The 21,362-nt window shown below is 66.6% G+C and carries 23 protein-coding genes and 1 pseudogene; 9 read left to right on the top strand and 15 right to left on the bottom strand.

Annotated elements, in window-relative coordinates; translation table 11 throughout:
* Window positions 1-7: 7 nt before the first annotated feature.
* From BLM15_RS11910 to BLM15_RS11900, 3 genes are all read right to left on the bottom strand, one after another.
* Window positions 8-685, bottom strand: coding sequence for an HAD family hydrolase (locus BLM15_RS11910; RefSeq protein ID WP_126112952.1), 678 nt, complete (start codon window positions 683-685; stop codon window positions 8-10).
* A 74-nt stretch (window positions 686-759) separates the two neighbouring features.
* Complete coding sequence (xylB, locus tag BLM15_RS11905; RefSeq protein WP_126112951.1) at window positions 760-2,220, bottom strand: xylulokinase; 1,461 nt, start codon at window positions 2,218-2,220, stop codon at window positions 760-762.
* Window positions 2,221-2,250: 30 nt separating this feature from the next.
* The gene (locus BLM15_RS11900) at window positions 2,251-3,282 is read right to left on the bottom strand and encodes a zinc-dependent alcohol dehydrogenase (RefSeq protein WP_126112950.1); all 1,032 of its coding nucleotides are present in this window, start codon (window positions 3,280-3,282) and stop codon (window positions 2,251-2,253) included.
* 132 nt (window positions 3,283-3,414) lie between these two features.
* Here BLM15_RS11900 and BLM15_RS11895 point away from each other — a divergent pair, with 132 nt between their 5' ends.
* Window positions 3,415-4,362 (top strand): sugar-binding transcriptional regulator, encoded by a 948-nt coding sequence (locus BLM15_RS11895; RefSeq protein ID WP_126112949.1) that lies wholly within the window; start codon window positions 3,415-3,417, stop codon window positions 4,360-4,362.
* 45 nt (window positions 4,363-4,407) lie between these two features.
* Here BLM15_RS11895 and BLM15_RS11890 read toward each other — a convergent pair whose 3' ends face one another.
* The 8 genes from BLM15_RS11890 to BLM15_RS11855 form a co-directional block, all read right to left on the bottom strand.
* Window positions 4,408-5,136, bottom strand: a complete 729-nt coding sequence (locus tag BLM15_RS11890; protein WP_126112948.1) for an SDR family oxidoreductase — start codon at window positions 5,134-5,136, stop codon at window positions 4,408-4,410.
* Window positions 5,133-6,788, bottom strand: coding sequence for an FGGY-family carbohydrate kinase (locus tag BLM15_RS11885; protein ID WP_126112947.1), 1,656 nt, complete (start codon window positions 6,786-6,788; stop codon window positions 5,133-5,135). Before BLM15_RS11885 ends, BLM15_RS11890 begins: the two co-directional genes overlap by 4 nt.
* A 1-nt stretch (window position 6,789) precedes the next feature.
* On the bottom strand, window positions 6,790-8,229 hold the full coding sequence (locus BLM15_RS11880) for an FAD-dependent oxidoreductase (protein ID WP_126112946.1): 1,440 nt from the start codon (window positions 8,227-8,229) through the stop codon (window positions 6,790-6,792).
* 75 nt (window positions 8,230-8,304) lie between these two features.
* Window positions 8,305-9,600, bottom strand: a complete 1,296-nt coding sequence (locus BLM15_RS11875) for an ABC transporter substrate-binding protein (RefSeq protein WP_126112945.1) — start codon at window positions 9,598-9,600, stop codon at window positions 8,305-8,307.
* Between the two features lie 24 nt (window positions 9,601-9,624).
* Entirely contained in the window at window positions 9,625-10,458 is an 834-nt protein-coding gene (locus BLM15_RS11870; RefSeq protein ID WP_126112944.1) for a carbohydrate ABC transporter permease, read from the bottom strand.
* Window positions 10,448-11,323 carry a carbohydrate ABC transporter permease gene (locus BLM15_RS11865; RefSeq protein ID WP_126112943.1) on the bottom strand — a complete coding sequence of 292 codons (876 nt, stop codon included), beginning with the start codon at window positions 11,321-11,323 and terminating at the stop codon, window positions 10,448-10,450. The genes BLM15_RS11870 and BLM15_RS11865 overlap by 11 nt, the downstream gene beginning before the upstream one ends.
* Window positions 11,324-11,402: 79 nt before the next feature.
* Window positions 11,403-12,500, bottom strand: coding sequence for a LacI family DNA-binding transcriptional regulator (locus BLM15_RS11860; protein ID WP_126112942.1), 1,098 nt, complete (start codon window positions 12,498-12,500; stop codon window positions 11,403-11,405).
* Window positions 12,501-12,681: 181 nt separating this feature from the next.
* A complete protein-coding gene (locus tag BLM15_RS11855) occupies window positions 12,682-13,437 on the bottom strand; it encodes an alpha/beta hydrolase (RefSeq protein ID WP_126112941.1) in 756 nt (251 codons plus the stop codon).
* A 154-nt stretch (window positions 13,438-13,591) separates the two neighbouring features.
* Between BLM15_RS11855 and BLM15_RS11850 the strand changes: the two genes are divergently transcribed.
* From BLM15_RS11850 to BLM15_RS11820, 7 genes and pseudogenes are all read left to right on the top strand, one after another.
* Window positions 13,592-14,071: a MarR family winged helix-turn-helix transcriptional regulator gene (locus tag BLM15_RS11850; RefSeq protein WP_126112940.1), complete on the top strand. Its 480-nt coding sequence runs from the start codon at window positions 13,592-13,594 to the stop codon at window positions 14,069-14,071.
* Between the two features lie 320 nt (window positions 14,072-14,391).
* The gene (gene dusA, locus BLM15_RS11845; RefSeq protein ID WP_126116147.1) at window positions 14,392-15,414 is read left to right on the top strand and encodes a tRNA dihydrouridine(20/20a) synthase DusA; all 1,023 of its coding nucleotides are present in this window, start codon (window positions 14,392-14,394) and stop codon (window positions 15,412-15,414) included.
* 19 nt (window positions 15,415-15,433) lie between these two features.
* On the top strand, window positions 15,434-15,874 hold the full coding sequence (locus BLM15_RS11840; protein ID WP_236846638.1) for a PaaI family thioesterase: 441 nt from the start codon (window positions 15,434-15,436) through the stop codon (window positions 15,872-15,874).
* 174 nt (window positions 15,875-16,048) lie between these two features.
* Window positions 16,049-16,549 carry a hypothetical protein gene (locus BLM15_RS11835; RefSeq protein WP_126112938.1) on the top strand — a complete coding sequence of 167 codons (501 nt, stop codon included), beginning with the start codon at window positions 16,049-16,051 and terminating at the stop codon, window positions 16,547-16,549.
* A gap of 25 nt (window positions 16,550-16,574) precedes the next feature.
* Window positions 16,575-17,082, top strand: a pseudogene (locus tag BLM15_RS11830) (DsrE family protein).
* Window positions 17,083-17,213: 131 nt separating this feature from the next.
* On the top strand, window positions 17,214-18,047 hold the full coding sequence (locus BLM15_RS11825) for a sulfite exporter TauE/SafE family protein (RefSeq protein WP_126116146.1): 834 nt from the start codon (window positions 17,214-17,216) through the stop codon (window positions 18,045-18,047).
* An 11-nt stretch (window positions 18,048-18,058) separates the two neighbouring features.
* A complete protein-coding gene (locus tag BLM15_RS11820; RefSeq protein WP_126112937.1) occupies window positions 18,059-18,526 on the top strand; it encodes a GNAT family N-acetyltransferase in 468 nt (155 codons plus the stop codon).
* Here the strand turns inward: BLM15_RS11820 and BLM15_RS11815 are convergent.
* Both BLM15_RS11815 and BLM15_RS11810 read right to left on the bottom strand, forming a co-directional pair.
* On the bottom strand, window positions 18,483-18,683 hold the full coding sequence (locus BLM15_RS11815; RefSeq protein WP_126112936.1) for a DUF1289 domain-containing protein: 201 nt from the start codon (window positions 18,681-18,683) through the stop codon (window positions 18,483-18,485). The genes BLM15_RS11820 and BLM15_RS11815 overlap by 44 nt on opposite strands.
* A complete protein-coding gene (locus BLM15_RS11810) occupies window positions 18,680-19,522 on the bottom strand; it encodes an adenosylcobinamide-GDP ribazoletransferase (protein WP_236846637.1) in 843 nt (280 codons plus the stop codon). Before BLM15_RS11810 ends, BLM15_RS11815 begins: the two co-directional genes overlap by 4 nt.
* 107 nt (window positions 19,523-19,629) lie before the next feature.
* Between BLM15_RS11810 and cobT the strand changes: the two genes are divergently transcribed.
* Complete coding sequence (gene cobT / locus BLM15_RS11805; protein ID WP_126112934.1) at window positions 19,630-20,661, top strand: nicotinate-nucleotide--dimethylbenzimidazole phosphoribosyltransferase; 1,032 nt, start codon at window positions 19,630-19,632, stop codon at window positions 20,659-20,661.
* A gap of 13 nt (window positions 20,662-20,674) precedes the next feature.
* Here the strand turns inward: cobT and BLM15_RS11800 are convergent, their stop codons facing one another.
* Complete coding sequence (locus tag BLM15_RS11800) at window positions 20,675-21,079, bottom strand: PIN domain-containing protein (RefSeq protein ID WP_126112933.1); 405 nt, start codon at window positions 21,077-21,079, stop codon at window positions 20,675-20,677.
* Window positions 21,076-21,312 carry an AbrB/MazE/SpoVT family DNA-binding domain-containing protein gene (locus tag BLM15_RS11795; RefSeq protein WP_126112932.1) on the bottom strand — a complete coding sequence of 79 codons (237 nt, stop codon included), beginning with the start codon at window positions 21,310-21,312 and terminating at the stop codon, window positions 21,076-21,078. Before BLM15_RS11795 ends, BLM15_RS11800 begins: the two co-directional genes overlap by 4 nt.
* Between the last annotated feature and the right edge of the window lie 50 nt (window positions 21,313-21,362).

Below are 21,362 nucleotides of genomic sequence, written 5' to 3'. Positions count from 1 at the left end.
CGAATCCTCAGCCTGGCACGGGCGCAAGCGCCAGCTCTCGCCAGGATTCGAAGAGGCGGTCGGCTCCTGCCGCCAGAAGCGCCTGTCGCTGGTCGAGAACGGCGAAATGACTGCCGGCGGCCAGGCCGTAGGCCATCATTCCCGCCGCCTTCGCTGCAGTGACGCCGCTGACGCTGTCCTCGATCACCAGGCAGCGCTCGGGCGCCACGCCGCGCTCATTGGCCGCCAGCAGGAACAGGTCCGGCGCAGGCTTGCCGCGCCGCACGCGGGTCGTGCTGAAGATCCGTCCGGCGAAGAGATCCCAGAGATCGACCTTCCGCAGGCAGAGCTCGATGCGCTCTTCATCGCTGGACGAGGCGACGCAGTAGTCGCTTCCGAAGGACTCGACGGCGCTGCGGACGCCCTCGACCGGCTTGAGCTCGCGCCCGAACGCGGCGAAGAGCTGTGCCCGCCAGCCCCGGGTGAAGTCGGCAGAGGCCGGGCGGCCGGTCATTCGCTCGTAATCCTCGATGATCGCGCTGGACGGCCGCCCGAGATAGCGGCGCATGACCGTCGCCAAATCATAGCTGGGATCGAAAGGCGAGAGAATATCGACGAGGGTGCGGCAGCTGATGACCTCGCTGTCGACGAGTACGCCGTCGCAGTCGAGGATGACGAGGTCGAAAGGCGAGTGCGGAGAGTGCATCGGGCAACAAATCATTTGAACGGATGCTCACATGAAGAGCATCCGCCCGGTTTTCTGTCAAATCCATATCCCGGTCAGCAGAGGCTGCGACCGACCCCCGCTGCACGTCTCCAGATCTCGTAGTGTTCCGAATAGACCGCTGCCCTCGCCGCATGCGGGGTGAAGATGTCGACATCGCCGGATGGCGGCGTGCAGACCGCATCCGGATCCTCGCCGGAGCAGGCCAGGCGGGCGAGACGCGCGGCTCCGAATGCGGCGCCGGTCTCAGCCTGGCGATAGCGCGACAACTGCATGTCCAGCACATCCGCAAGGATGGACAGCCATAGATCCGAACGCGAACCGCCGCCGATGACCATGGCCGACCCGATCGGCGGGGCATCGACCTCCAGCGCAGTCTTGCCATCCCGGAAGGCGAAGGCGACACCCTCCAGAACGGCCTGGGTCATGGCCTTGCGTTCGGTCTCGTGGCCGAGGCGCGCGAAACCGCCACGCATATGCGGGTCGTTGTAAGGCGTGCGCTCGCCCGACAGATAGGGCGTGAAGAGCACGGGCGAAGGGCGCTCTGCTCGCCGGCCGGACTCTTCCAGCAGCGCGATTTCGGTTTGCCTGCATATGGACGCCCACCAGCTCAAGCTGGCGGCGGCCGAGAGATGAACCGACATCTGATGCCAGCGGTTTGGCAGGGCGTGACAGAAGGCATGAACGGCGCTACCGGCGCGCGGCTCGAAGCGCTCGGTCGTGCGCCAGAGCACGCCAGAGGTCCCCAATGACAGGAAGCTGGTGCCGGGCGCGACGGCTCCCAGGCCGACCGCTCCGGCGGCGTTGTCCCCGCCGCCGCCGGCGAACAGGGGCGGCGCGTCGAAGCCGAGCTCCTGGCTGAGTTCGGCCCGCATGCGGCCCGCCGGCTGCGATCCTTCGACAAGCCTGGGCATGAAGCCGCGATCGAGCCCGGTCGCGGCCAGCATCCGGTCCGACCAGTCGCGGCGGCCGACATCGAGCCAGAGCGTTCCGGAGGCATCCGACATGTCTTCGATCGCGTCACCCGTCAGAGCGAGCCGCAGATAGGCCTTCGGCAAGAGAACCTTGCGGGTTCGCCGGAAGATGTCGGGTTCGTGCCTGCGCACCCAGAGGAGCTTGGGTGCGGTGAAACCGGGCATGGCGATGTTGCCGGTGATCTCCCGGTAGTCCGGTTCGACCGCCTCGATTTCGGTACACTCCGCAGCCGCCCGGCCATCGTTCCAGAGCATGCTGGGACGCAGCGGCCGATCATGCTCGTCGAGCAGGACCGCGCCGTGCATCTGCCCGGAGAGCCCGATACCCACGCAGCGACAGAACGCCTCGGGGCTGGCATCCTTCAGGTCGTGCAGGGCAGCGAGTGCGGCGCTGATCCAATCTGCGGGGTTCTGCTCTGACCAGAGCGGCGCAGGGCGATCCACGCTGAGATCCCGCGCCGCCGTGGCGAGCACGTGCTGATGGTCGTCGACCAGCACGGCCTTGAGAGATGAAGTCCCGAGATCGATGCCGATATAGGTCACATCAGGGCCTGCGGCGCGTGGTCAGTGGAGTTAGCCGGGCAAGCCGCCCGGGTAGATCATGCTCTTCACCATGCCGGCTTCGTTGGCGGCATGGCGCCGGAAAGCCGCCGGCCCGTCGGCAAGGGTGAAGCGGTGGCTGACCACGGCTTCGACGTCGACCCTGCCCAGCGCCACCAGTTCGATCGCGCGCGGATAGACATGTCCCATCCGGCGCGAGAACTTGATGTTCAGGCCGCGCCTTCGGGCTTCGGCGGCCGGGATCACATAGCTGTCGCCATCCGGTATGCCGACCAGAACGACGCGGCCGCCGATACGGGCGGCGCGGATGGCGTCGCGAAAGCCCTCGGGGGCGTTGGTCGCCTCGATCACCAGCGGCAAGCCCTCACCCTTCGTCCATTCGGCGATATCGGCGACACTCGCGCCCGCCTTGCTTGCCCCCAGCCTGAGGGCGAGATCCCGGCGATGCAGCTGCGGATCGCAGGCGAGAATCTCTCCGACTCCCGCCGACCGCAGCACCTGCAGGATCAGCAGGCCGATCGGCCCGCAGCCGATCAATGCCACTTTCTCGAGCAGGCGCGGCTTGGCGAGGTCCACGGCATGGATCGCAACGCCGAGCGGCTCGAGCATGACGGCCTCGCTCGGCGAGAAGGCTTCCGGCACCGCGACGATCTGCGACTTCGGCACCCAGATCCGCTCGGTCATCGCCCCGTCATGCGGCGGAGCCCCGATGAAGACGACCTCGGGGCAGAGATTGGGATGCCCGCTCTGGCAATGCTCGCAATGCCCGCAGGCCTGGTTGGGATCGACGGCAACCAGTGCGCCGCGCGCCAGGCCGAGCCCCGGCAGATCTTCGGTCAGCCAGCCGCTGAATTCGTGGCCGGGAACGAAGGGAGTCGAGATCACGGCCGAGCCGATGCCGCCATCCTTGTAGTAGTGCAGATCGCTGCCGCAGAGCCCGACGGCGGCGACATCGAGCAACGTCTCACCCGCCACGCCCTCGCGCAGGTTGAACGGCGCGACGCGTGCATCGCCTGCGGCATGGAGGAAAATGGCATGGGACATGGGACGTCGGCGCTCGCTAAGGAACAGTCCTTCAACAAATGTATTTTGTAATTTACACTAGTTAGGTCAAGCTCAAAACCGCCGCGGCATCCCTTGTCGCCGGCGGCCTGCCGTTCCCATCAGGATGCCGCAATGCCCGAGGAAGCGCAGATGCAAGTTCGGGCCGCCTGGCTCTACTATGTCGAGGGCCTGACCCAGGCCGAGATCGCGGAACGGCTGAAGATGACCCGCCTTCGCGTCAACCGACTGCTGGCCGAGGCCCGCAGCAGCGGGCTGGTGAACATCACGATCAACTCGCGGCTGGAAAGCTGCGTCCGGCTCGAACGCGCGCTCGTCACTGAATTTGGCCTCAAGGACGCGGTCGTTGTCCCGAGCCCGGCCGATCCTGAGCAGGTCGCCGCGCAGATCGGCAAGGCAGCCGGCGAGTTCGTCTCGCGGATCATCGAGGAGAAGCCGTCCGGCATCTTCGGCGTCGGCTGGGGCGGTACCTTGCGGGAAACCATCCGCCACATCCGTGCCGGGCAATATCGCGGCCTCACGGTGACCTCGATGATGGGCGGATTGACCTACGGCATCGAGATCAACACCTTCGAGATCGCCAGCCGGTTCGCCCGGCGCTGGCAGGCGGAATGCCATTACCTCGCCGCGCCGATCTACGCCGGCACGCCGCAATCGCGCGATACCATCCTGGCGCAGGACGTGTTCGAGGCGGCCTTCGCCCGCATCCAGGCGACCGATGTCGCCATCCTGAGCGCGGGCGATCTGAGCGAACGCTCTCTGCTGGTGCGCTACGGGCTTCCGGGCGACATCCTCGTAGAGGAACTGGCCCGGGCAGGAGCGGTCGGCGACATCCTCGGCCAGTTCATCGACCGCAACGGCCAGGCCATCGCGCATCCGATCAACCACCGTGCCATTGCGCTTCCGTTGGACGAGTTGCGCAGGATACCGATCGTGATCCTCGCCTCTGGCGGAACCAACAAGGCCGGCATCATCGCGGCCAGCCTTCGCGGCAAGCTGGCATCGGTGCTGATCACGGATGAAGACGCCGCGACCGCCATTATGGCGAGCCCTGCCCGCTAGAGCCGGATCTGATCAGGTTGCGGTGCAAGCCGATCGGAGCGGGCTCTAGAGATCCGTGCTCTGCGGCAGTATCACCAGATCGCGGATCGTGACGTTGCGCGGACGGGTCAGCATGAAATGCACGGCCTCCGCCACTTCCTCCGCCTCGATCAGACCACCGCGGGCGCGCTCGGCCTCCAGTTTCTCCGGTGGCCAGTCGGCGATCAGCGCCGTCACTACCGGGCCGGGCAGCACCGCACCGACGCGCAGGCCGTGCGGAATGACCTGGCGCCGCACCGTGTGGACGAAGGCCTGCACCGCGTGCTTCGAGGCAGTGTAGACCGGCTCCCACACCACCGGAACGACGCCGGCAACGGAGCTGGTGACGAGGATGTCGCCGGTCCTGCGCGCGATCATGTGGGGCAGCACGGCGTGGATGCTGCGGAAAACCGCGTTAACGTTGAGGTTCAGCATGCGGTCCCAGACGTCGGGATCGCCCTCGCTGACCGGCCCGCCGACATAGGCGCCGGCATTGGCGTGGAAGATGTCGAGCGGGCCGGCCTTTTCGAGGATTTGCGGCAGCATCCCGGCGATGGAGGCGGGATCGGTCAGATCGACGACGAGCGGAATGGCATTGGCGCCGAGAGGCTTGCAGACCTGCGCCAGGGCTTGCCCGTCGCGGTCGACGAGAACGACGCGCACGCCGGCGGCGATCAATCGTTTCGCGCAGGCAAGGCCGATCCCCGAGGCTGCGCCGGTAATCGCAGCGACTTTTCCGGTCAGGTCCTGGCTCACGTTGGGGTCTCCGATACGGCTTGGGTTCGCGCTGGCCGCATGAGTTCCCGCGCTTGGCGTGCCGCCGCCTGCAGCGCTTCGAAGGCGGCAAGACGCCGGGTGTGCAATCGGGCGATCTCGCCGCCGGCCGGGGTAAAGACCGTGGCGCACGGCGCCATGCCGGTCATGGCTTCGCCTAGGTCCGTAAAAGCTTTAGCCGCGGCTGCAGCGAGCATGGCCGAGCCGAGAAGGACGGGATTGACCTCGTCCGGCACCAGCACCGGCCGACCCGAGCAGTCCGCCAGCAATTGCCGGATCAGGGGATGGCGCCCGGCGCCGCCGCTGAGTACGATCGCCTCGACGATGGCGCCCTGCGCCCGGCTGACCTCGATGATCTGGCGCAGGCCGTAGCCGATGCCGGTCAGGCCGGCGACATAGAGTGCGACGAGATTGTTCAGATCCCGCTCCATGCCGAGCCCGGAGATGACCGCACGCGCCTGCGGATCGGCATGGGGTGAGCGGTTGCCGAGGAAGTCCGGCACGACGATCAACTCACCGGCCAGGCGAGCCGCCTCCGATGGTCCATCAACATGTTGCAAAGCCTGCGCGGCGAGCCAGTCAGGCAGCGAGAGCCCCTCCGCATCGGCCCGGCGCTGAGCGTCGGGCGTGGCCGGATGGAAACCGATCAACTGCTCGATGGCGGCCCCCGCCCCCGATTGACCGCCCTCGTTGAGCCAGAGGCCGGGTGCCATCGCGGCGAAATATGGTCCCCAGACGCCGGGGATGAAGATCGGCTCACGGCTGCTCGCCATGGTGCAAGCCGACGTCCCGAAGACATAGGCCATGCGGGTCAGGGCGCTGCCGGGCGCAGAGCGCACGCCGACCGAGCCGACGCCGCCGGCGTGAGCGTCGATCAGCCCGGCGGCGACAGCCGTGCCGGGTTTCAGGCCGAGTTCGGCGGCAGCCTGCCCGGTCAGCCCCTGTCCGAGCGCGGTGCCGCCGGGCACGATCTCGGTGCCGATCCGGGCAAAGCCTTCGTCAGCCAGATCAGCGAGCCCGATCTGGTGGAAAAAACCGGCATCCCAGCGCCCTTCATGGGCAAGATAGGTCCATTTGCAGGTCACGGTGCAGGTCGAGCGTGCCAGCGAGCCGCTCGCGCGCCAGGTCAGGAAATCCGGCAGGTCGAAGAACTGCCAGGCGGCATCATAGGTGGAGGGCAGCTTTTGCTTGAGCCAGAGCAGCTTCGGCGTCTCCATCTCGGGCGAGATCGTGCCACCGACATAGGCGAGAACGGGATGGCGGGTCGCATTGATGCGCTCGGCCTGCTCGATGGCGCGGTGATCCATCCAGACGATGATGTCGCGGCTGGCGTCGCCATGGGAACCGACGGGCAAGGGTGCCCCACCCTGGCCCACCGCGACCAGCGAACAGGTCGCGTCGAAGCCGATGCCGGCGATAGCGTCCGGTGAAAGCCCGGCGTTCACCATCGCCTCGCGCACGCTGGCGCAGACGGCCTGCCAGATGTCCTCGCTCGACTGCTCGGCAATGTCAGGCCCGTCCCGGTAGAGCGCGATGTCGCGCTTCGCCGTCGCGACCATGCGCCCAGCGCGGTCGAAGATGCCGGCCCGGGCGCTGCCGGTGCCGACATCGATACCGATGAAATGCCCGGCCATGTCAGGCCGCGGCGCGCTTCGGCGATCCGGCGCGGGTCCCGTCGGGATTGCGCAGATAGACCCCATGCTCGAGCTGCTGGCGGCGCAGCTCGTCGAGGTCGATCTCGGCGGGCGGGCGATTGCCGCGCACCGATATCTTGGCGGCACGGCCGGCCGCCTCGCCCATCGCCATGCAGGTCGCCATCACGCGGATCGCGCCCATCGCCTCATGCGTCGCCGAGATGCTGCGGCCCGCAACCAGCAGATTGCCGATCCTCTGCGGTACGAGCGAGCGATAGGGGATGTCGTAGCAGTCGCCGCACCAGATCAGCGTGCAGCCGTCGTCGGCCGGCCGGTGGATATCGATCGGATAGCTCGCAACCGCGATCGCATCGTCGAAATGCGTGCAGGCGAGCACGTCCTCTTGCGTCATCACGTATTGGCCGATGATGCGGCGCGTTTCGCGAATGCCGAGGAAGGGCGCGGTCTTGGTGAAGTAGGCGTTCTCGAAGCCGGGCACATAGCCGACGAGGTAGGCGACGATGTCGTCGATCTGGGCGCGGCCCTCGATCTCGCCCTTGGTCAGGCTGCGGGCATCGGTGCCGTCGGTGCCCTTGACCCGGGTCATGTTGATCCAGACTTCGCCCTTCTTCAGGCCGGTGATGATGATGGTGCGCTCATTGGCGATCTTCAGCCCGCGCTCGGCCTTGGCCTTGGCCATCAGCTCGCGCATGCCGACGACGATGAACTGGTGGTTCTGGCCGAAATATTCGGCCGGAATGAAGTCGGTGAGGTAGGTCCGCGCCGCTGGCGGTGCATTGGCGATGCTGAGGCGCAGCGCATCGGTGTCGACGCCGGCGAGGCAGAACATCAGGGTTGGCGGCTGCATGCCGCCATCGGCATTGCCCTTCTCGGTCGGCACGCCGGCACTATAGGCGACGTCGGCATCGCCGCTGCAGTCGATCACGACCTTGGCGAGGGTCGCGGTGCGGCCGCTCTTGCTTTCGGTGATGACACCGCGGATCGTGTTATTCTCGACCAGTGCGCCGGCGAAGAAGGTGTAGAACAGCACATCGACGCCGGCTTCCGTCAGCATCTCCAGCGCCACCGTCTTCACCGCCTCCGGCTCGACCAGTGTGATGCCCATATGCAGGGGGCAGGGCCGGTGCTCACTCGCCCCCTGGCGCTCCCGGCGCAGGCGCTCGATGAATTTCTGCGGCAGGCCGTCGATGATCTGGTTGCCCTTCTGGCCGAGGAAGCCGAGCACCGGTAGGCCGATCGTCATGTTGCCGCCGACGAAGCTGCGGCTCTCGATCAGCCCGACGCGCAGGCCGTCCTCGGCCGCGGCCAGCGCTGCGGTCAGCCCCGAAGGGCCGCCGCCGACGACGAGCACGTCGTATTCGGCCGAGACGGGAGTGGAGCGTGCCGGCTCCTCGATGAAACGGGTCGCTGCGGTCGACATGGCGAAGGTCCTTCAGGATACGATGAGTTCAATGGCGGCTGCGGGGCCGTGCGTCCCGCAGCCAGGGTTGAGCGATCAGGCCGGCATCATCGGCTTGACGCGGTCGATGATGGCGGAGACGGCATCCTTGACCGGCTTGCGGCCGAGCACGGCGAGCTGGACCTCCTCGAGGAAGGTCGCCTGGGCGCGGGCGGCCTCCGGGAAGGGCGGGAAGGCGCCGCGCGCCGTCTTGAGCACCTTGGCCTCCACCTCGGCGAGCGGGTTCTTCGCCTTCAGCCCTGCATCGCCATAGCTCGAGACGCGAACCGGGCCATTGCCGTTGATCGCCATCCCGAGCGTCACGCGCTTGCTCGAGACTTCCCTGATGAAGCTCCAGGCCAGCGCCTTGTCCTTGGCGTTCTTCGGGATCGACATCGCCCAGGCTTCGACGACGGCGGCCATCGGCACCTTGCCCTTGATCGCGGCAGAGCCGGGGAATTCGACTGCCTTGATCCTGCCGGGGAACTTGCTCTGCTCGGCATTGTTGAGCTGCGCGCCGCGGGCGAAGGGCAGCACGGTGAAGGCGGCACGGCCCTGCTGCAGCCAGGTCACCTGGTCGTCGTTCTTGGTGGTCGCGTAGCTGCGCGGCAGGCTGCCGGTCTCGAACATGCCGCGCAGTGCGGCGAGCCCGCTCTCCAGCGCCTCGCGGTTCGGCACCAGCTTGAGATCGGGGCTGACAAAATCGCCGCCATAGGCGCGGGCGAACATGACGGGGAACACGGCGAGGTCGCTGGCCAGCACCATGCCGGTAACCGGCGTGCCGGCCTTCGAGGTGAAGCTCGTCTTCTTCGCCTGCTCGATCAGCTCCTCCAGCGTCGTCGGCGGGGCCGAGATGCCGGCCTCCTCCAGCAGGGCCTCGTTGTAGAACAGCCCCTGCGTCGCATGGCGGACCGGGATGCCGATCAGCTTGCCGTCGACGGTCATGCCTTGCACCAGGCCAGGCGCGATGTCGCCGAAATCCTCGATCGCATCCTTGCTCTGATAGGCGCCGAGCGGCTCGAACAGCGCGGCGATCTGCGAAGTTGGCCGGTTGTCGATCAGGTAGCCGACGCCGTACTCGGTCTCCTTCAGGCTGGCCTCGCGGAAGAGCCGGTCCTGCAACGGGTTCGAGTCGAAGGTCGTGAAGGCGATCTCGGCATCGTTGGCCTTGCGCCAATCCTTGAGCAGGTCGGCGTCGCCGCTGCCGAGCACGGTCTGATGGACCTTGTGGCTGAGGACGTTCAGCGTCTTGCCGGCGGCAAGGCCGGGACCTGCGGCCAGCAGGGCTCCGGTGCCGGCAGCCCCGGCGATGAAACCGCGGCGCGTCAATTCGGTGGCGGGCTTTCTCGACATGGCTTCCTCCCTCTTTGTGGTTGGCTACCCCTTCGTCGAACCGGCGGTGAGGCCGGCCACGAGGTAGCGGTTCATGAAGACGACGAAGACGAGGACGGGCACGAGCTGCACCGTCGCGGCGGCGAACAAGATTCCCCAGTCGACCCCGTCGATGGAGCCGATCATCTCGGAGATCACGAGCGGGGCGGTCTTGGCCTTCGTCGCGGTGAAGATGAAGGCGAAGAGGAACTCGTTCCAGGAGAAGACGATGACGAAGACCGCGACAGCGAGCACGCCGGGCATCGCCAGCGGCATGATGACCTTGCGCAAGATGGTCAGGCGGCTCGCCCCGTCGATTGAGGCCGCTTCGTCGAGCTCGCGCGGAATCTGGTCCATGAAGGTGCGCATCAGCACCGTTCCGAGCGAGACGAAGAAGCTCGCATAGAGCAGGATCAGCACGAGATGCGTGTCGCTGAGGCCAAGCGCATTGACGATCGGAAAGAGCGGCAGCGTCACCACGATCGGCGGGATCAGTCTGATGATGATGAGCCCGAGCAGGCTCGCCCCGAGCCAGCGCCCGGAATTGCGCGAATAGACATAGCCGGCGCAGGCGCTGGCGACGATGGCGAGCAGCGTAGCGCCGACGGTGATCACCAGGCTGTTCAGAAGCCCGTCGAAGAAGACGCCCCAGGAGCGCCAGAGCTCGGCGTAGTGCTTGACTGTCGGCGCGAACAGCCATTTCGGCGGCACGGCGAAGATGTCCTGCCCCGGCTTCAGCGACGACATCGCGATGAACAGGATCGGGAAGAGCGACCAGAACAGGATCGCGATGACGGCGAGCGCCTTGCCCGCCCCGATGAGAAGGCGCTCAGTGCGCATGGGCCACCCCTCCGCGCCTGAGCAGGAGGACGTAGGCGCCGGCGAGCAGGAGCGATGCCAGCACCATGATCCAGGCGGTCGCTGCGGCCGGGCCGAAAGCATTGAAACTGAACGCTTCCTGATAGAGGTAGATCGCCACCACTTCGGTCGAGCGGGCGGGCCCGCCCTTGGTCAGGAGCCAGGCCTCCGAGAACAGGCGGAAGGCGAAGATGTAGCGGAAGAGCAGCGCGATCAGCATCGCCGGGCCAAGCAGCGGCAGCGTCACGCGCCGGAAGGCCTGCCAGCGCGTCGCCCCATCGATCCGCGCCGCTTCATAGAGCTCGCCTGGGATGGCGAGGCGCGCCGCATAGACGATGACGAAGGTGAAGGGCAGGTGCAGCCAGATCGTCAAAAGGCCGATCAGGCCCATAGCGTGCGACGGCTCGAACGACCAGTCGAGCGTCGGCAGGCCGAACGCCCGCAGCGCGAGGGTGATCGGGCCGGCATCGGGATCGAACAGGAAGCGCCATATCACCACGGCGGTGACTTCGCTGACGGCATAGGGCGCGAGCACGGCGACCAGCAGGAAGCGCCGGAACGGCAGGCCGCTGGCGAAGAGCAGGGCCATGCCGAGGCCGATAGCCAGCTCCAGATGCACGGCGACGACAACGAGAACGACCGTGTTCCACAGCGCACTGTGGAAGGCCGGGTCGGTGAGGACGCGCCAATAGTTCTGCAGGCCGACGAAGCTCGGCGCCTGGCCGAAGCTCGATGTGTTCAGGCTCAGCCAGACGACATAGAGCGACGGCAGCACGATCACGCTCAGGATGAGCAGATGCACCGGCGCAAGCAGCGGCAGTATCCGTGCCGTTCTTTGAAGCTGCACGCTTTCCTCCAGACCTTCTTTCGCTCCGGGCTCTGTCGGCCCGGTGGCTCGGACGCGAGGCGTCCGCAGTCGGTATTCGTCAGTGCACCGCCTTGGGCGACGCAGCCGGTCTCTCCGGGTTCGCAAGCAGATCGGGATCGCGGGCGTTGCCGCGATCCGTCGCGGCGGTGAGATCGCGCACGGAGTCGCGCACCTGCAGGCTGGTCTGCAGCACGATGGTTTGCGCCGGTGCATCATCGCCCGCAATGCGCGCACGCAGGCGCTGCCAAATCGCCGCGGCGAGCTCGCCGATCGGTTGCCGGATCGCCGTCAGCCCCGTCTTGCGGGCGCTCATCCATGGGTAGTCGTCGAAGCCGACCACGGAGATGGGCTCGGGAATATCGATCTTCAAACGCGCCAGCGCAGACAGCGTGCTCAGCGTCGTGACATTGGTCAGTGCGATCACCGCGCTCGGCCGCGCATGCCGCTCGAGCCAACTCAGGAAAAGCTCGGCACCACGCTCGGCGACGGATCCGAGCTCGACCACAGTCACGTTGCAACCGGCCGCCTCCCGGATTAGGTCGCTAGCGCCGCGGACACGTTCGCGGATTGGCGAGATGGCGAGGCTGGAGGCGGCGATGACGAAGTCGCGATGCCCTAGCGCCAGGAGGTGACGCGCCGCGATCTCTCCGGCTTCGCGGTTGTCGATTGCGACCGTGTCGACGACTGAGCCTCCCGGGTGGACACGGTCGGCGAAGATGATCGGCAGCCGTCCGATTTCGGCGGCGAGGGTTTGCGGCACCTCGTCAGAGCAGGGCACCACGATGAGGCCCGATGGACGCCAGGCGAGCAAAGTGCGCAGGCGCGATTGCTCGAGGCCGGCATCGTCGCGGGAGCTTGCAACGACGATGTCGTAGCCGTCGACCTCTGCCAGCACCTCCAGCCGCGAGACGAGCGAGGTGAAGAAGACGTCATCGAGATCGGGAACCAGGACACCGACGACGCGCGCTTGCCCGGAGCGCAGCTGCGATGCGGCCCGATCCACCTGGTACGCCAGTTCCTTCGCGGCCTGCAGAACACGTTTACGCAGATCGTCGTTCACCGGCTTGTTGCCGCTGAAGACATTCGAGACCGTCGCAGTGGATACCCCTGCGCGGCTCGCGACATCCCGGATCGTTACGCGGCGGCCATCCATCATTCAGCCTGTTAAACGTTTAACTGTAAAACGTTTAACAGAACCAAATTCGCTTCACAAGCGCCTTTGTGAATGTCCGCTCAGGCGCGGCTCAGGAAAAAGGAAGCGGGCCCTTTTGGGGCCCGCTTTTCTGTTCTGGATGGTGTGGAGCTGGCTCTTGCCTGTCCGGCCCTGTCGACCCGTGTCACTTAGCGTTAGCGGCTTTTTCGATGATGTCGGCGACGACCTTTGGCTTTGAGACGTAGAGAGCGTGGCTGCCCTTGGTCTCGGTGATGGTCGCTCCGGCGCGCTTGGCCATCTGGCGCTGGGCCGGGGGCGGGATCATGCGGTCGTCGCTGGCGACGAGATAGAAGCTGGGCTTGACCTTCCAGGCCGGGCTGGAAACGGCGCCGGTCAGGGCCGCGACGCCCCAGGGCACCTGCGCGTTAGCCATGAAGGCGGCGGTCTTGGCGTCGACATCGGCGGCGAAGGACGCGGCGAACTTCGCCTTGTCGAGCAGGAGGAAGCCGTCGACCGGCGGCAGGATCGGCGGGACCGAGGCGCCGGGAGGCGGGTTGGCGATCAGCGAGGAGACGGACTCGCCAGCGTCGGGGGCGAAGGCGGCGATGTAGACGACCGACTTCACCTTCGGATCGGTGCCCGCCTCACTGACGACGACACCGCCATAGGAGTGGCCGACGAGCACGACCGGGCCGTCCTGCTGGGCGATGGCGCGCTTGGTGAAGGCGACGTCGTCGGCGAGAGAGGTGGTCGGGTTCTGGACGATGGTGACATTGTAGCCCTTGGCCTTGAGGACATCGTGGACGCCCTGCCAGCCGGAGCCGTCGACGAAGCCGCCATGGACGAGGACGACATTCTTGACGACTGGGGCGGCCAAAGCGGGCGTGCCAGCGACAGAAGCAGCGAGGGAGACAGCAGCGGCGATCAGGGACTTGGTCATGGCGGGTTCCTTCCGTTGTTTAGTTCGCGGCAATCATTATTGCGATATATATTCTCCTACACAGCCACTCCGAGCTTGTAAAGCGTTTTCTTTATCGCGATATTGGTTTTCGAGATGCGGGTCGCTATTGCTGACCCGCCACCGGAGAACGACGATGACCGACGCCCCGACCCTGCCTCTCGACGGCCAGCTCTGCTTCTCGATCTACTCGACCTCGCTGGCGATCCAGCGCGTCTACAAGCCGATGCTGGACGGGCTCGGCGTCACCTACACGCAGTATCTCGTGCTCAGCGCGCTCTGGGAGAAGGACGGGCTGACGATCAGCGCCATCGGCGAGCGCCTGGCGCTCGAACCCAGCACCATCACCCCAGCGGTCAAGCGCCTCGAGGCGGCCGGCTTCCTCAGCCGCCGGCGCAGCACCATCGACGAGCGCCTGGTCGAGGTTTACCTGACCGCCAAGGGCCAGGAGCTTCACCCGAAGACCGGCTGCCTCACCGACGCCCTGTTGCGAAACTCGGGCTTCGAGATCCCCCAGATGATCGAACTCAACAGAAGCGTCCAGGCGCTCAGGCAGGGAATGCGAACGGCGACGAGTGGGGGAAACGATCTGCCGAATCGACCTGCGGAAGAGTGAGCAAGCCTCGGCGGAAGCGCATTTCCGCTTGGCTAGGCGGCGCGGACAACGCAGCGTGATGCTTGCAGCCGCCAAGAAAATATCCGCGCTGGCCTGTGCAAGATGCACAAGTCAGCGCGGTCGGGGTAGGTCTCCTTGCAAGGCTGCACACCCGTCCGATTTGCGCCGTATGGGCGACTGTCCCATCCTTCCGAGGTCATTCGATGAGTGTGCCCATTTACAGCACTGTCGTCCGATTTGTGACATTGGCTGTAATCGGATAGCGAATGGGCCGAAATGGTAAGAAACTGAACGTTGAGCGGCGAGTGGCTGTGAACGAAATGCCTGCAGTGGCCGGGAAATTGGCTGATATCAGCCCTTGGCGCTTCTCCGTGGCGCCGATGATGGACTGGACCGATCGGCATTGCCGGATCGTCCATCGCCTGATGTCGCGCCGCGCCCGGCTCTATACCGAGATGGTGACGGCACAGGCCGTGATCCGCGGTGACCGGGGGCGGCTGATCGGCTTCGACGATGTCGAGCATCCGCTGGCGCTCCAGCTCGGCGGCAATGATCCGGTACTGTTGGCAGAGGCGGCGAAGATCGGCGCGGACTTCGGCTATGACGAGATCAATCTGAACTGCGGCTGCCCTTCCGACCGCGTCCAGGGCGGTGCTTTCGGCGCCTGCCTGATGCGCGAGCCGGCGCTCGTTGGCTATTGCGTCGCGGCGATGAAGGCTGCCGTTTCCATTCCCGTCACGGTGAAATGCCGCATCGGCGTCGACGACCAAGACCCCGAAGCCACGCTCGATGCATTGACCGCGACCGTGCGCGCCGCCGGCGTCGACGCTCTCGTCGTCCATGCCCGCAAGGCCTGGCTGCAGGGGCTCTCGCCCAAGGAGAACCGCGAGATCCCGCCGCTCGACTATGAGCGCGCCTATCGCCTCAAGGCCGCCAATCCGGACCTTATCATCGCGCTGAATGGCGGAATCCGGCAGCCGGAGGAATGGCTGCCGCATCTTGAGCATCTCGACGGCGTCATGCTCGGCCGCGAGGCTTATCAGAACCCGGAAGTGCTGCTGTCGGTCGATCCGCTGCTCTTCGGCGAGGACGCGCCGGTCGCCGATGCTTTCGAGATGCTGGAAGCGCTCGAGCCCTTCATCGTCGCCCATCTCGAACGGGGAGGGCGCCTGCACGCCTTCACCCGCCATCTCGTCGGGCTGTTCCCGGGCCGGCGCGGCTCGCGCCTGTTCCGCCGCCATCTCTCCGAGCACTGCGTCGCAGCGGGCGCGGGTCTTGCCGATCTGCGCGCCGCGATTGCCCATGTCGAGCGGCAGGTTCCGTCCGCCATCGCGGCGGAATGAGGCGATGCAGGCTGGCGATATGATCGACCCCGCCCTCGTCGCCCGCATCGAGGCGAGCTTCGGCAAGCAGGCCTTCATGACGACGCTGGGCGCACGCCTCGTTCGTGTCGCACCAGGCGAGATCGAGATTGCCATGCCGGTCTCGGCGCATCTGTGCCAGCAGCACGGCTTCGTCCATGCCGGCGCGGTCTCGACCATCGCCGACAGCGCCGCCGGCTATGCCGCGCTGACCACCATGCCGGCCGGCAACGGCGTCCTCACCGCCGAGTTCAAGATCAGCCTGCTGGCGCCGGCGACCGGTGACGAGCTCATCGCCAAGGGCAGGGTGGTCAAGGCCGGCCGTACCCTGACGCTTGCCATGGCCGAGGTCTTCGCCGTGACGGCGGGCAAGGCGAAGCTCTGCGCCATGCTGACGGCGACCTGCATGACGATCGCCGCGCGCGAGGGCGTCAGCGACTAGCTCGCACCGCGCGAAACGGTTGCTTGGGCGGAGTACCCCACCAGGGCCACCTCCTTCCCCTATGCTCGTCTTCTGGTCTTTTGGATCTGAGGTCTGCTCGACCCGACGAGGGCGAGGTCGACGCTCTCGCAGATGTCTCGCGACAGACGGCTCCCGGCGGATCGCCAGGCCTGTTTGAACAAGCTGCCGCAGCCGGTGAAGGTACCTGATCGGCCGGCGGGCAGCGGCGAAGCCTGGGTGATCAACGAGACCACCTCACCGGTCGACTACACGCCGATCGTCACCGCCACCGCGTTTTCCCTCGGCGGTGCCGACAGTGCTCTGAAGCAGCTCTCAATTCACTGCCGCGGCGGCCGGACTGAGATGGTGGTTGGTGGACCAGCCGTCTCCGATGGTGGCGCCGACTACGCTCTCTCGTACCGCCTCGATGACAGCCCGCCCGTGCAGGTCGCAGCGGGCCGGCCTTCGTTCGGAAGCGGGGTCGCATTCCGGGGCGATGTCGTCGGCCTGCTTCTCTCGCTCCCCGCAGAGGGCGGCCTCGCCATCCGCCTCTCGACCCGCGGCGGCGCCATCCATGACGGGCACTTTTCCCTCAGTGGACTGAAGGCGGCGCGGGACAGGGTTGCCGCAACCTGCAGATGGCCCCGCGCCTTAGCCAAACCACGTAGCGAATAGACCTCGAACTCATGGGTGGGATGTTATGACGATCAGGCTCAAAGACTTTGTCCGCGCCGCCTTGGCGACTGGCGTCGCGCTATCCATCGCCGTCCCGCCTGCGGCCGCACAGGGCACGAAGCAGAGCTCAGTGCCGGCACCGAAGCCGCCCGTGGTTGAACGGAAGCCGCACCGGCTCATCCTGCAGGTGAATACGAACGAGGCCGCGATGATGAACCTCGCGCTCAACAATGCGGCGAACGTGGCGCAGTATTTATCAGGATCTCGGCGAGAAGGTGGAGATCGAGGTCGTCACATTCGGCCCCGGCCTGCACATGCTGCACGACGATACCTCGCCGCTGAAGGCGCGGATCAAGGCGATGACGGCGAGCACGCCGGCCATCACTTTCAAGGCCTGCGGCAACACGCAGGGCAATATGAGCAAGGCCAAGAACAAGGACATCGCCCTGATCCCCGAGGCTGTGGTGGTGAAGTCCGGCGTCGTCCGGGTCATGGAGCTGCAGGAGAAGGGCTGGACCTATGTCAGGCCGTGATCGGCCGCGGTCATCGGACGCGGACGCCTCGTCCTGAGGCGTCTTTCGCGCATGCCCACCTTGCCGGCTGAACCTTGCCCTTTCCGGTGGGGGGGCTAAGAGCACTCCGTCTTCGCCAGATTGAGTGCATGATGATCGCCGGCATTGCCCTGAACGATTTGATTTTCCTCGCGTTGTCGCTTGTCGCGGCCGGCGCTGTCACCGGCCTGCTCGCCGGCCTGTTCGGCGTCGGTGGCGGCGCGATGATCGTGCCGGTGCTCTACGAGGTCTTCCGGGTGATCGGCGTGCCGGAGGAGGTGCGCATGCCGCTCGCGGTCGGAACCTCTCTGGCCGTGATCATCCCGACCTCGATCCGCTCCTACCGGGCCCATCTCGCCAAGGGCATGGTCGACACCTCGATCATCCGGGTCTGGGCCGTGCCGGTCGTGCTCGGCGTGCTGGGTGGCAGCTTCATTGCGCGCTATGCCCCGCCGGACCTGTTCAAGGCTGTCTTCGTCGCGGTCGCCTTCGCCAGCGCCATGCGCCTGCTCTTCGCCTCCGACCGCTGGAAGCTCGGCGACACGCTGCCGGGAGCGTTCCTGATGCGGATCTATGGCGTCATCATCGGCGTGCTCTCGTCGCTGATGGGCATTGGCGGCGGTCAGCTCTCCAGCCTGTTCATGACCTTCTACGGCCGGCCGATCCACCAGGCGGTCGCGACCTCGTCAGGCCTTGGCGTGCTGATCTCGATCCCCGGCGCGCTCGGCTACATCTATGCCGGCTGGCCGAAGATGGACGTCCTGCCGCCGCTCTCGCTCGGCTATGTCTCCTTCATCGGCTTCCTGCTCTTCATCCCAACCTCGATCTGGACGGCGCCGATCGGCGCGCGCCTGGCGCACCGGTTGTCGAAGCGCAAGCTGGAGGTCTCCTTCGGCATCTTCCTGCTGGTGGTCTGCGCCCGCTTCTTCTGGTCGCTGATCGTCTGAGGGCACGAACCATGGTTGACGTGCGCCCTTGCGAGGAGGCCGATCATCCTGCGCTCGCCGGTTTGATGGCTGAGATGCAGGTGCACTACGGCGTGCCCTGTCCGCCGGATGCCGAGATCAGGGCCGGGCTGGTGAACCGGCCGGCGGGAACCGAATTGCTGGTCGCCGAGCATGACGGGGCTCTCGTCGGCTTCGCCGCCTTCTCGGCGATCTATCCCGGCCCTGGCCTGAACCCCGGCTGCTTCCTCAAGGAGATCTATGTCGCCGAAGCGGCTCGCGGGCTCGGCGCCGGCCGGGCGCTGCTCGCAGAGCTGGCGCGGCTTGCGCTGGCACGCGGCCTTCGCCGGATCGACTGGACGGCGGCGCGCGACAATGAGCGCCTGCTGCGCTTCTACGAGAGCCTCGGCGCGACGCCGCAGCCGGAGAAGGTCTTCTTCAGGCTGACCGGCGAGGACCTTCATCGCCTGGCCGACGGCTGAGGCGTTCGTCCAACCTCGCCATGATGGCGAGGCGTTCCGCCTCGCTCATCCGCGACCATTGCGCGATCTCCTGCAGGGTCCGGCCGCAGCCCCGGCAGAGCTTGCTCGCCGGATCGATCACGCAGACCTTGATGCAGGGGCTGGAGATCGCGTTCATCGCCCGCCCCAGCCGATGACGATGGCGAGGCCGAGATAGATCGCGATCTCGCCGAGCTGCTGCGCCGCGCCGAGAATGTCGCCGGTCTGGCCGCCGATAAGGCGGATGGCGGTACGCGATAGCCAGTAGGTCATTAGTACCGACAGGGCCAAGCCGAGCAGGACACCAGCGAGGGGGAGGGCGCCCGCGCCAACCAGGAGCAGGGCGAGGGCGCCCGACAAGCCGTAGGTGACCGGCAGCACTGATCGCTCGGGCCGTCCGACCGAAGCGGAGGCGCCGTCTCGCCGCGTAGGCTCGACGGTGGCGAGGATGCGGATGCCTTCGACGCGCGACCAGGGCGCGGCGACGAGCACGGCCGCTGCTAATGCCCACGCACCAGCGCCTTGCAGGATCGCGGCGAGCGCCGTCACCCGCAGCAGCAGCGAGAGGCCGAGCGCCAATGCGCCGAAGGTGCCAACGCGGCTGTCCTTCATGATCTCCAGCCGACGCTCCGGCGTGTGCCCACCGAACAGCCCGTCGGCGCTGTCGGCGAGCCCGTCCTCATGAAAGGCGCCCGTCGTCAGCACGAGCCCGGTCACGGCGAGTGTCGCTGTCAGCAGGGCGTTGATGCCCGCAAGGCCCGCGAACAGCGCGATCAGCGCAGCAGGGAATGCGATCAGCAATGCCGCGAAGGGCAGGGCACGCGGCACCAGCCGGAAATCCGGCAGGGCATGGGCGCTTTCGCCCGGCAGCGCCGGCACCGGCAGGCGCGAATAGAAGCGGATGCAGGTCGCGGTCGCTACGAGCCAACCCGGCCAAATCGCCGCCTGCGGCGCATCATCGCTGTCGGTTTCGGCCACGCTGCCCTCGGATTGTCTTCGTCCGCTCCAGCCTATAGCAGCAGCGGCAACATGGCGGCGACCTCGCGCCGCGCGATTCCCTAGGCTTTCAAGATCGGCTTCCTCAGATGTCTGCGATGCCCGCTTCCGGCCTGCCCTTCGACGATATCCGCAACCTCATCGCCAGCATGCCCGGTCCGGACATGGCGGCGGCCAACACGGTGCGCGCCCGTGACAAGGAGCTGACCAAGCCGGCCGGCAGCCTCGGCCGGCTGGAGGAGATCGCCGAATGGCTCGCAGCCTGGCAGGGCAAGGCGCCGCCGCGCGTCGACCGACCGCTGGTCTGCGTCTTCGCCGGCAATCACGGCGTCGTCGCTCAGGGCGTCTCGGCCTTTCCGCAGGCGGTGACGCGCCAGATGCTGGAGAATTTTGCCGCCGGCGGCGCCGCGATCAATCAGATCTGCGCCGCCTATGACCTCGGCTTCAAGGTCTTCGACCTCGCGCTCGACCTGCCGACCGGCGATTTCACGCAAGAAGATGCGCTCGACGAGCGCGCCTGCGTCGCGACCATGGCCTTCGGCATGGAGGCGCTCGCCGGCGGCGCCGACCTGCTGGCGCTCGGCGAGATGGGCATCGGCAACACCACCTCGGCCGCCGCGATCTTCGCCGCGCTCTATGGCGGTGGCGCTGCGACATGGTGCGGACGTGGCACCGGCGTCGACGATGACGGCCTGAAGCGCAAGATCGCGGCGGTCGAGGCGGGGCTCAAGTTTCACGCCAATCACCTCAGCGACCCGCTCGAAGTGCTGCGTCGCTTCGGTGGCCGGGAGATGGCGGCGATCTGCGGCGCGATCCTCGCCGCCCGCCTGCAGCGCATCCCGGTGATCCTCGACGGCTATGTCGTCACCGCCGCTGCCGCGATCCTGCATGCGCTCGATCCATCCGCGCTCGACCATTGCCTTGCCGGCCATCTCTCGGCCGAAGGCGCTCATGCGCAGGCGCTGGTCAAGCTCGGCAAGCAGCCGCTGCTGGCGCTCGACATGCGGCTCGGCGAGGGGACGGGTGCAGCGCTCGCCGCCGGCCTCGTCAAGGCGGCGGCCGGCGTCCATTCCGGCATGGCGACCTTCGCGCAGGCGCAGGTGTCGGGGAAGGCCGACTAGAGACTGTGATCTGCTACTCCGCCTGGAACGGATTCTCGATCCTCAGCTGCTCGTCGACGATCAGGGCGTGCTGCATGTCTTCGCTGTAGAGCACCGCACAGCCCGATTGTAGCGCGCTCGCTACGATCAATGTGTCGTAGAAGCCCAATCCGTAGCGCTCGGCCAGCCTGACGGCCTCTTGGTGCGTGGCGAAACCGAGCGGATGGACGATGCGGCTGAGCGTCGTGATCGCCTCGACCGCGTCAGTGATCTCCGCCCATGAGAAGCCCAGCTTGCGGCGCGCAACATTGGTGAATTCGTTCAGGACCTGGACGCTGAGCTCGCAGCCGCGGCCAAGCAGATCCTCTGCCACAGAGTTCCGTGGATCGTCGCTGAAGGCGTAGATCACCACATTGCTGTCGAGAAAGGCGCGCGTCACGGGACGCGCTCATTGGCCTCGTCGCGATCGAAGCGCCAGCCGGGCGGGAGCGGCTTGCGCAGGCTGCGGATACGGGCGAGCGCGCGCGGCTTGCGCTCGTCGCGCGCGATCAGGAAGGTGCGATCGTCCGCGATACGGATATCGACGTCATCGCCTTCCTTGAGCGCCAGTGCCTCGCTGACGGCCGCTGGTATCCGAATGGCGAGGCTGTTGCCCCAGCGTGCGACCTGCATTGACACGCTCCTGTTTGATATACACGGAACATGTATATCCTAAGGGCGGT

It is taken from the genome of Bosea sp. Tri-49 (assembly GCF_003952665.1).
Classification (GTDB): Bacteria; Pseudomonadota; Alphaproteobacteria; order Rhizobiales; family Beijerinckiaceae; genus Allobosea.
The sequence above is the reverse complement of the archived record's forward strand: the minus strand, read 5'-3'. Positions and strand labels throughout refer to the sequence as shown.

Coding starts and splice junctions, on each gene's coding strand:
- BLM15_RS11910 (WP_126112952.1), bottom strand. CDS start 685: ATGCACTCTCCGCACTCGCCTTTCGACCTCGTCATCCTCGACTGCGAC.
- BLM15_RS11900 (WP_126112950.1), bottom strand. CDS start 3,282: ATGTCCCATGCCATTTTCCTCCATGCCGCAGGCGATGCACGCGTCGCG.
- BLM15_RS11895 (WP_126112949.1), top strand. CDS start 3,415: ATGCCCGAGGAAGCGCAGATGCAAGTTCGGGCCGCCTGGCTCTACTAT.
- BLM15_RS11885 (WP_126112947.1), bottom strand. CDS start 6,788: ATGGCCGGGCATTTCATCGGTATCGATGTCGGCACCGGCAGCGCCCGG.
- BLM15_RS11880 (WP_126112946.1), bottom strand. CDS start 8,229: ATGTCGACCGCAGCGACCCGTTTCATCGAGGAGCCGGCACGCTCCACT.
- BLM15_RS11875 (WP_126112945.1), bottom strand. CDS start 9,600: ATGTCGAGAAAGCCCGCCACCGAATTGACGCGCCGCGGTTTCATCGCC.
- BLM15_RS11870 (WP_126112944.1), bottom strand. CDS start 10,458: ATGCGCACTGAGCGCCTTCTCATCGGGGCGGGCAAGGCGCTCGCCGTC.
- BLM15_RS11860 (WP_126112942.1), bottom strand. CDS start 12,500: ATGATGGATGGCCGCCGCGTAACGATCCGGGATGTCGCGAGCCGCGCA.
- BLM15_RS11855 (WP_126112941.1), bottom strand. CDS start 13,437: ATGACCAAGTCCCTGATCGCCGCTGCTGTCTCCCTCGCTGCTTCTGTC.
- BLM15_RS11850 (WP_126112940.1), top strand. CDS start 13,592: ATGACCGACGCCCCGACCCTGCCTCTCGACGGCCAGCTCTGCTTCTCG.
- dusA (WP_126116147.1), top strand. CDS start 14,392: ATGCCTGCAGTGGCCGGGAAATTGGCTGATATCAGCCCTTGGCGCTTC.
- BLM15_RS11840 (WP_236846638.1), top strand. CDS start 15,434: ATGATCGACCCCGCCCTCGTCGCCCGCATCGAGGCGAGCTTCGGCAAG.
- BLM15_RS11825 (WP_126116146.1), top strand. CDS start 17,214: ATGATCGCCGGCATTGCCCTGAACGATTTGATTTTCCTCGCGTTGTCG.
- BLM15_RS11820 (WP_126112937.1), top strand. CDS start 18,059: ATGGTTGACGTGCGCCCTTGCGAGGAGGCCGATCATCCTGCGCTCGCC.
- BLM15_RS11815 (WP_126112936.1), bottom strand. CDS start 18,683: ATGAACGCGATCTCCAGCCCCTGCATCAAGGTCTGCGTGATCGATCCG.
- cobT (WP_126112934.1), top strand. CDS start 19,630: ATGTCTGCGATGCCCGCTTCCGGCCTGCCCTTCGACGATATCCGCAAC.
- BLM15_RS11795 (WP_126112932.1), bottom strand. CDS start 21,312: ATGCAGGTCGCACGCTGGGGCAACAGCCTCGCCATTCGGATACCAGCG.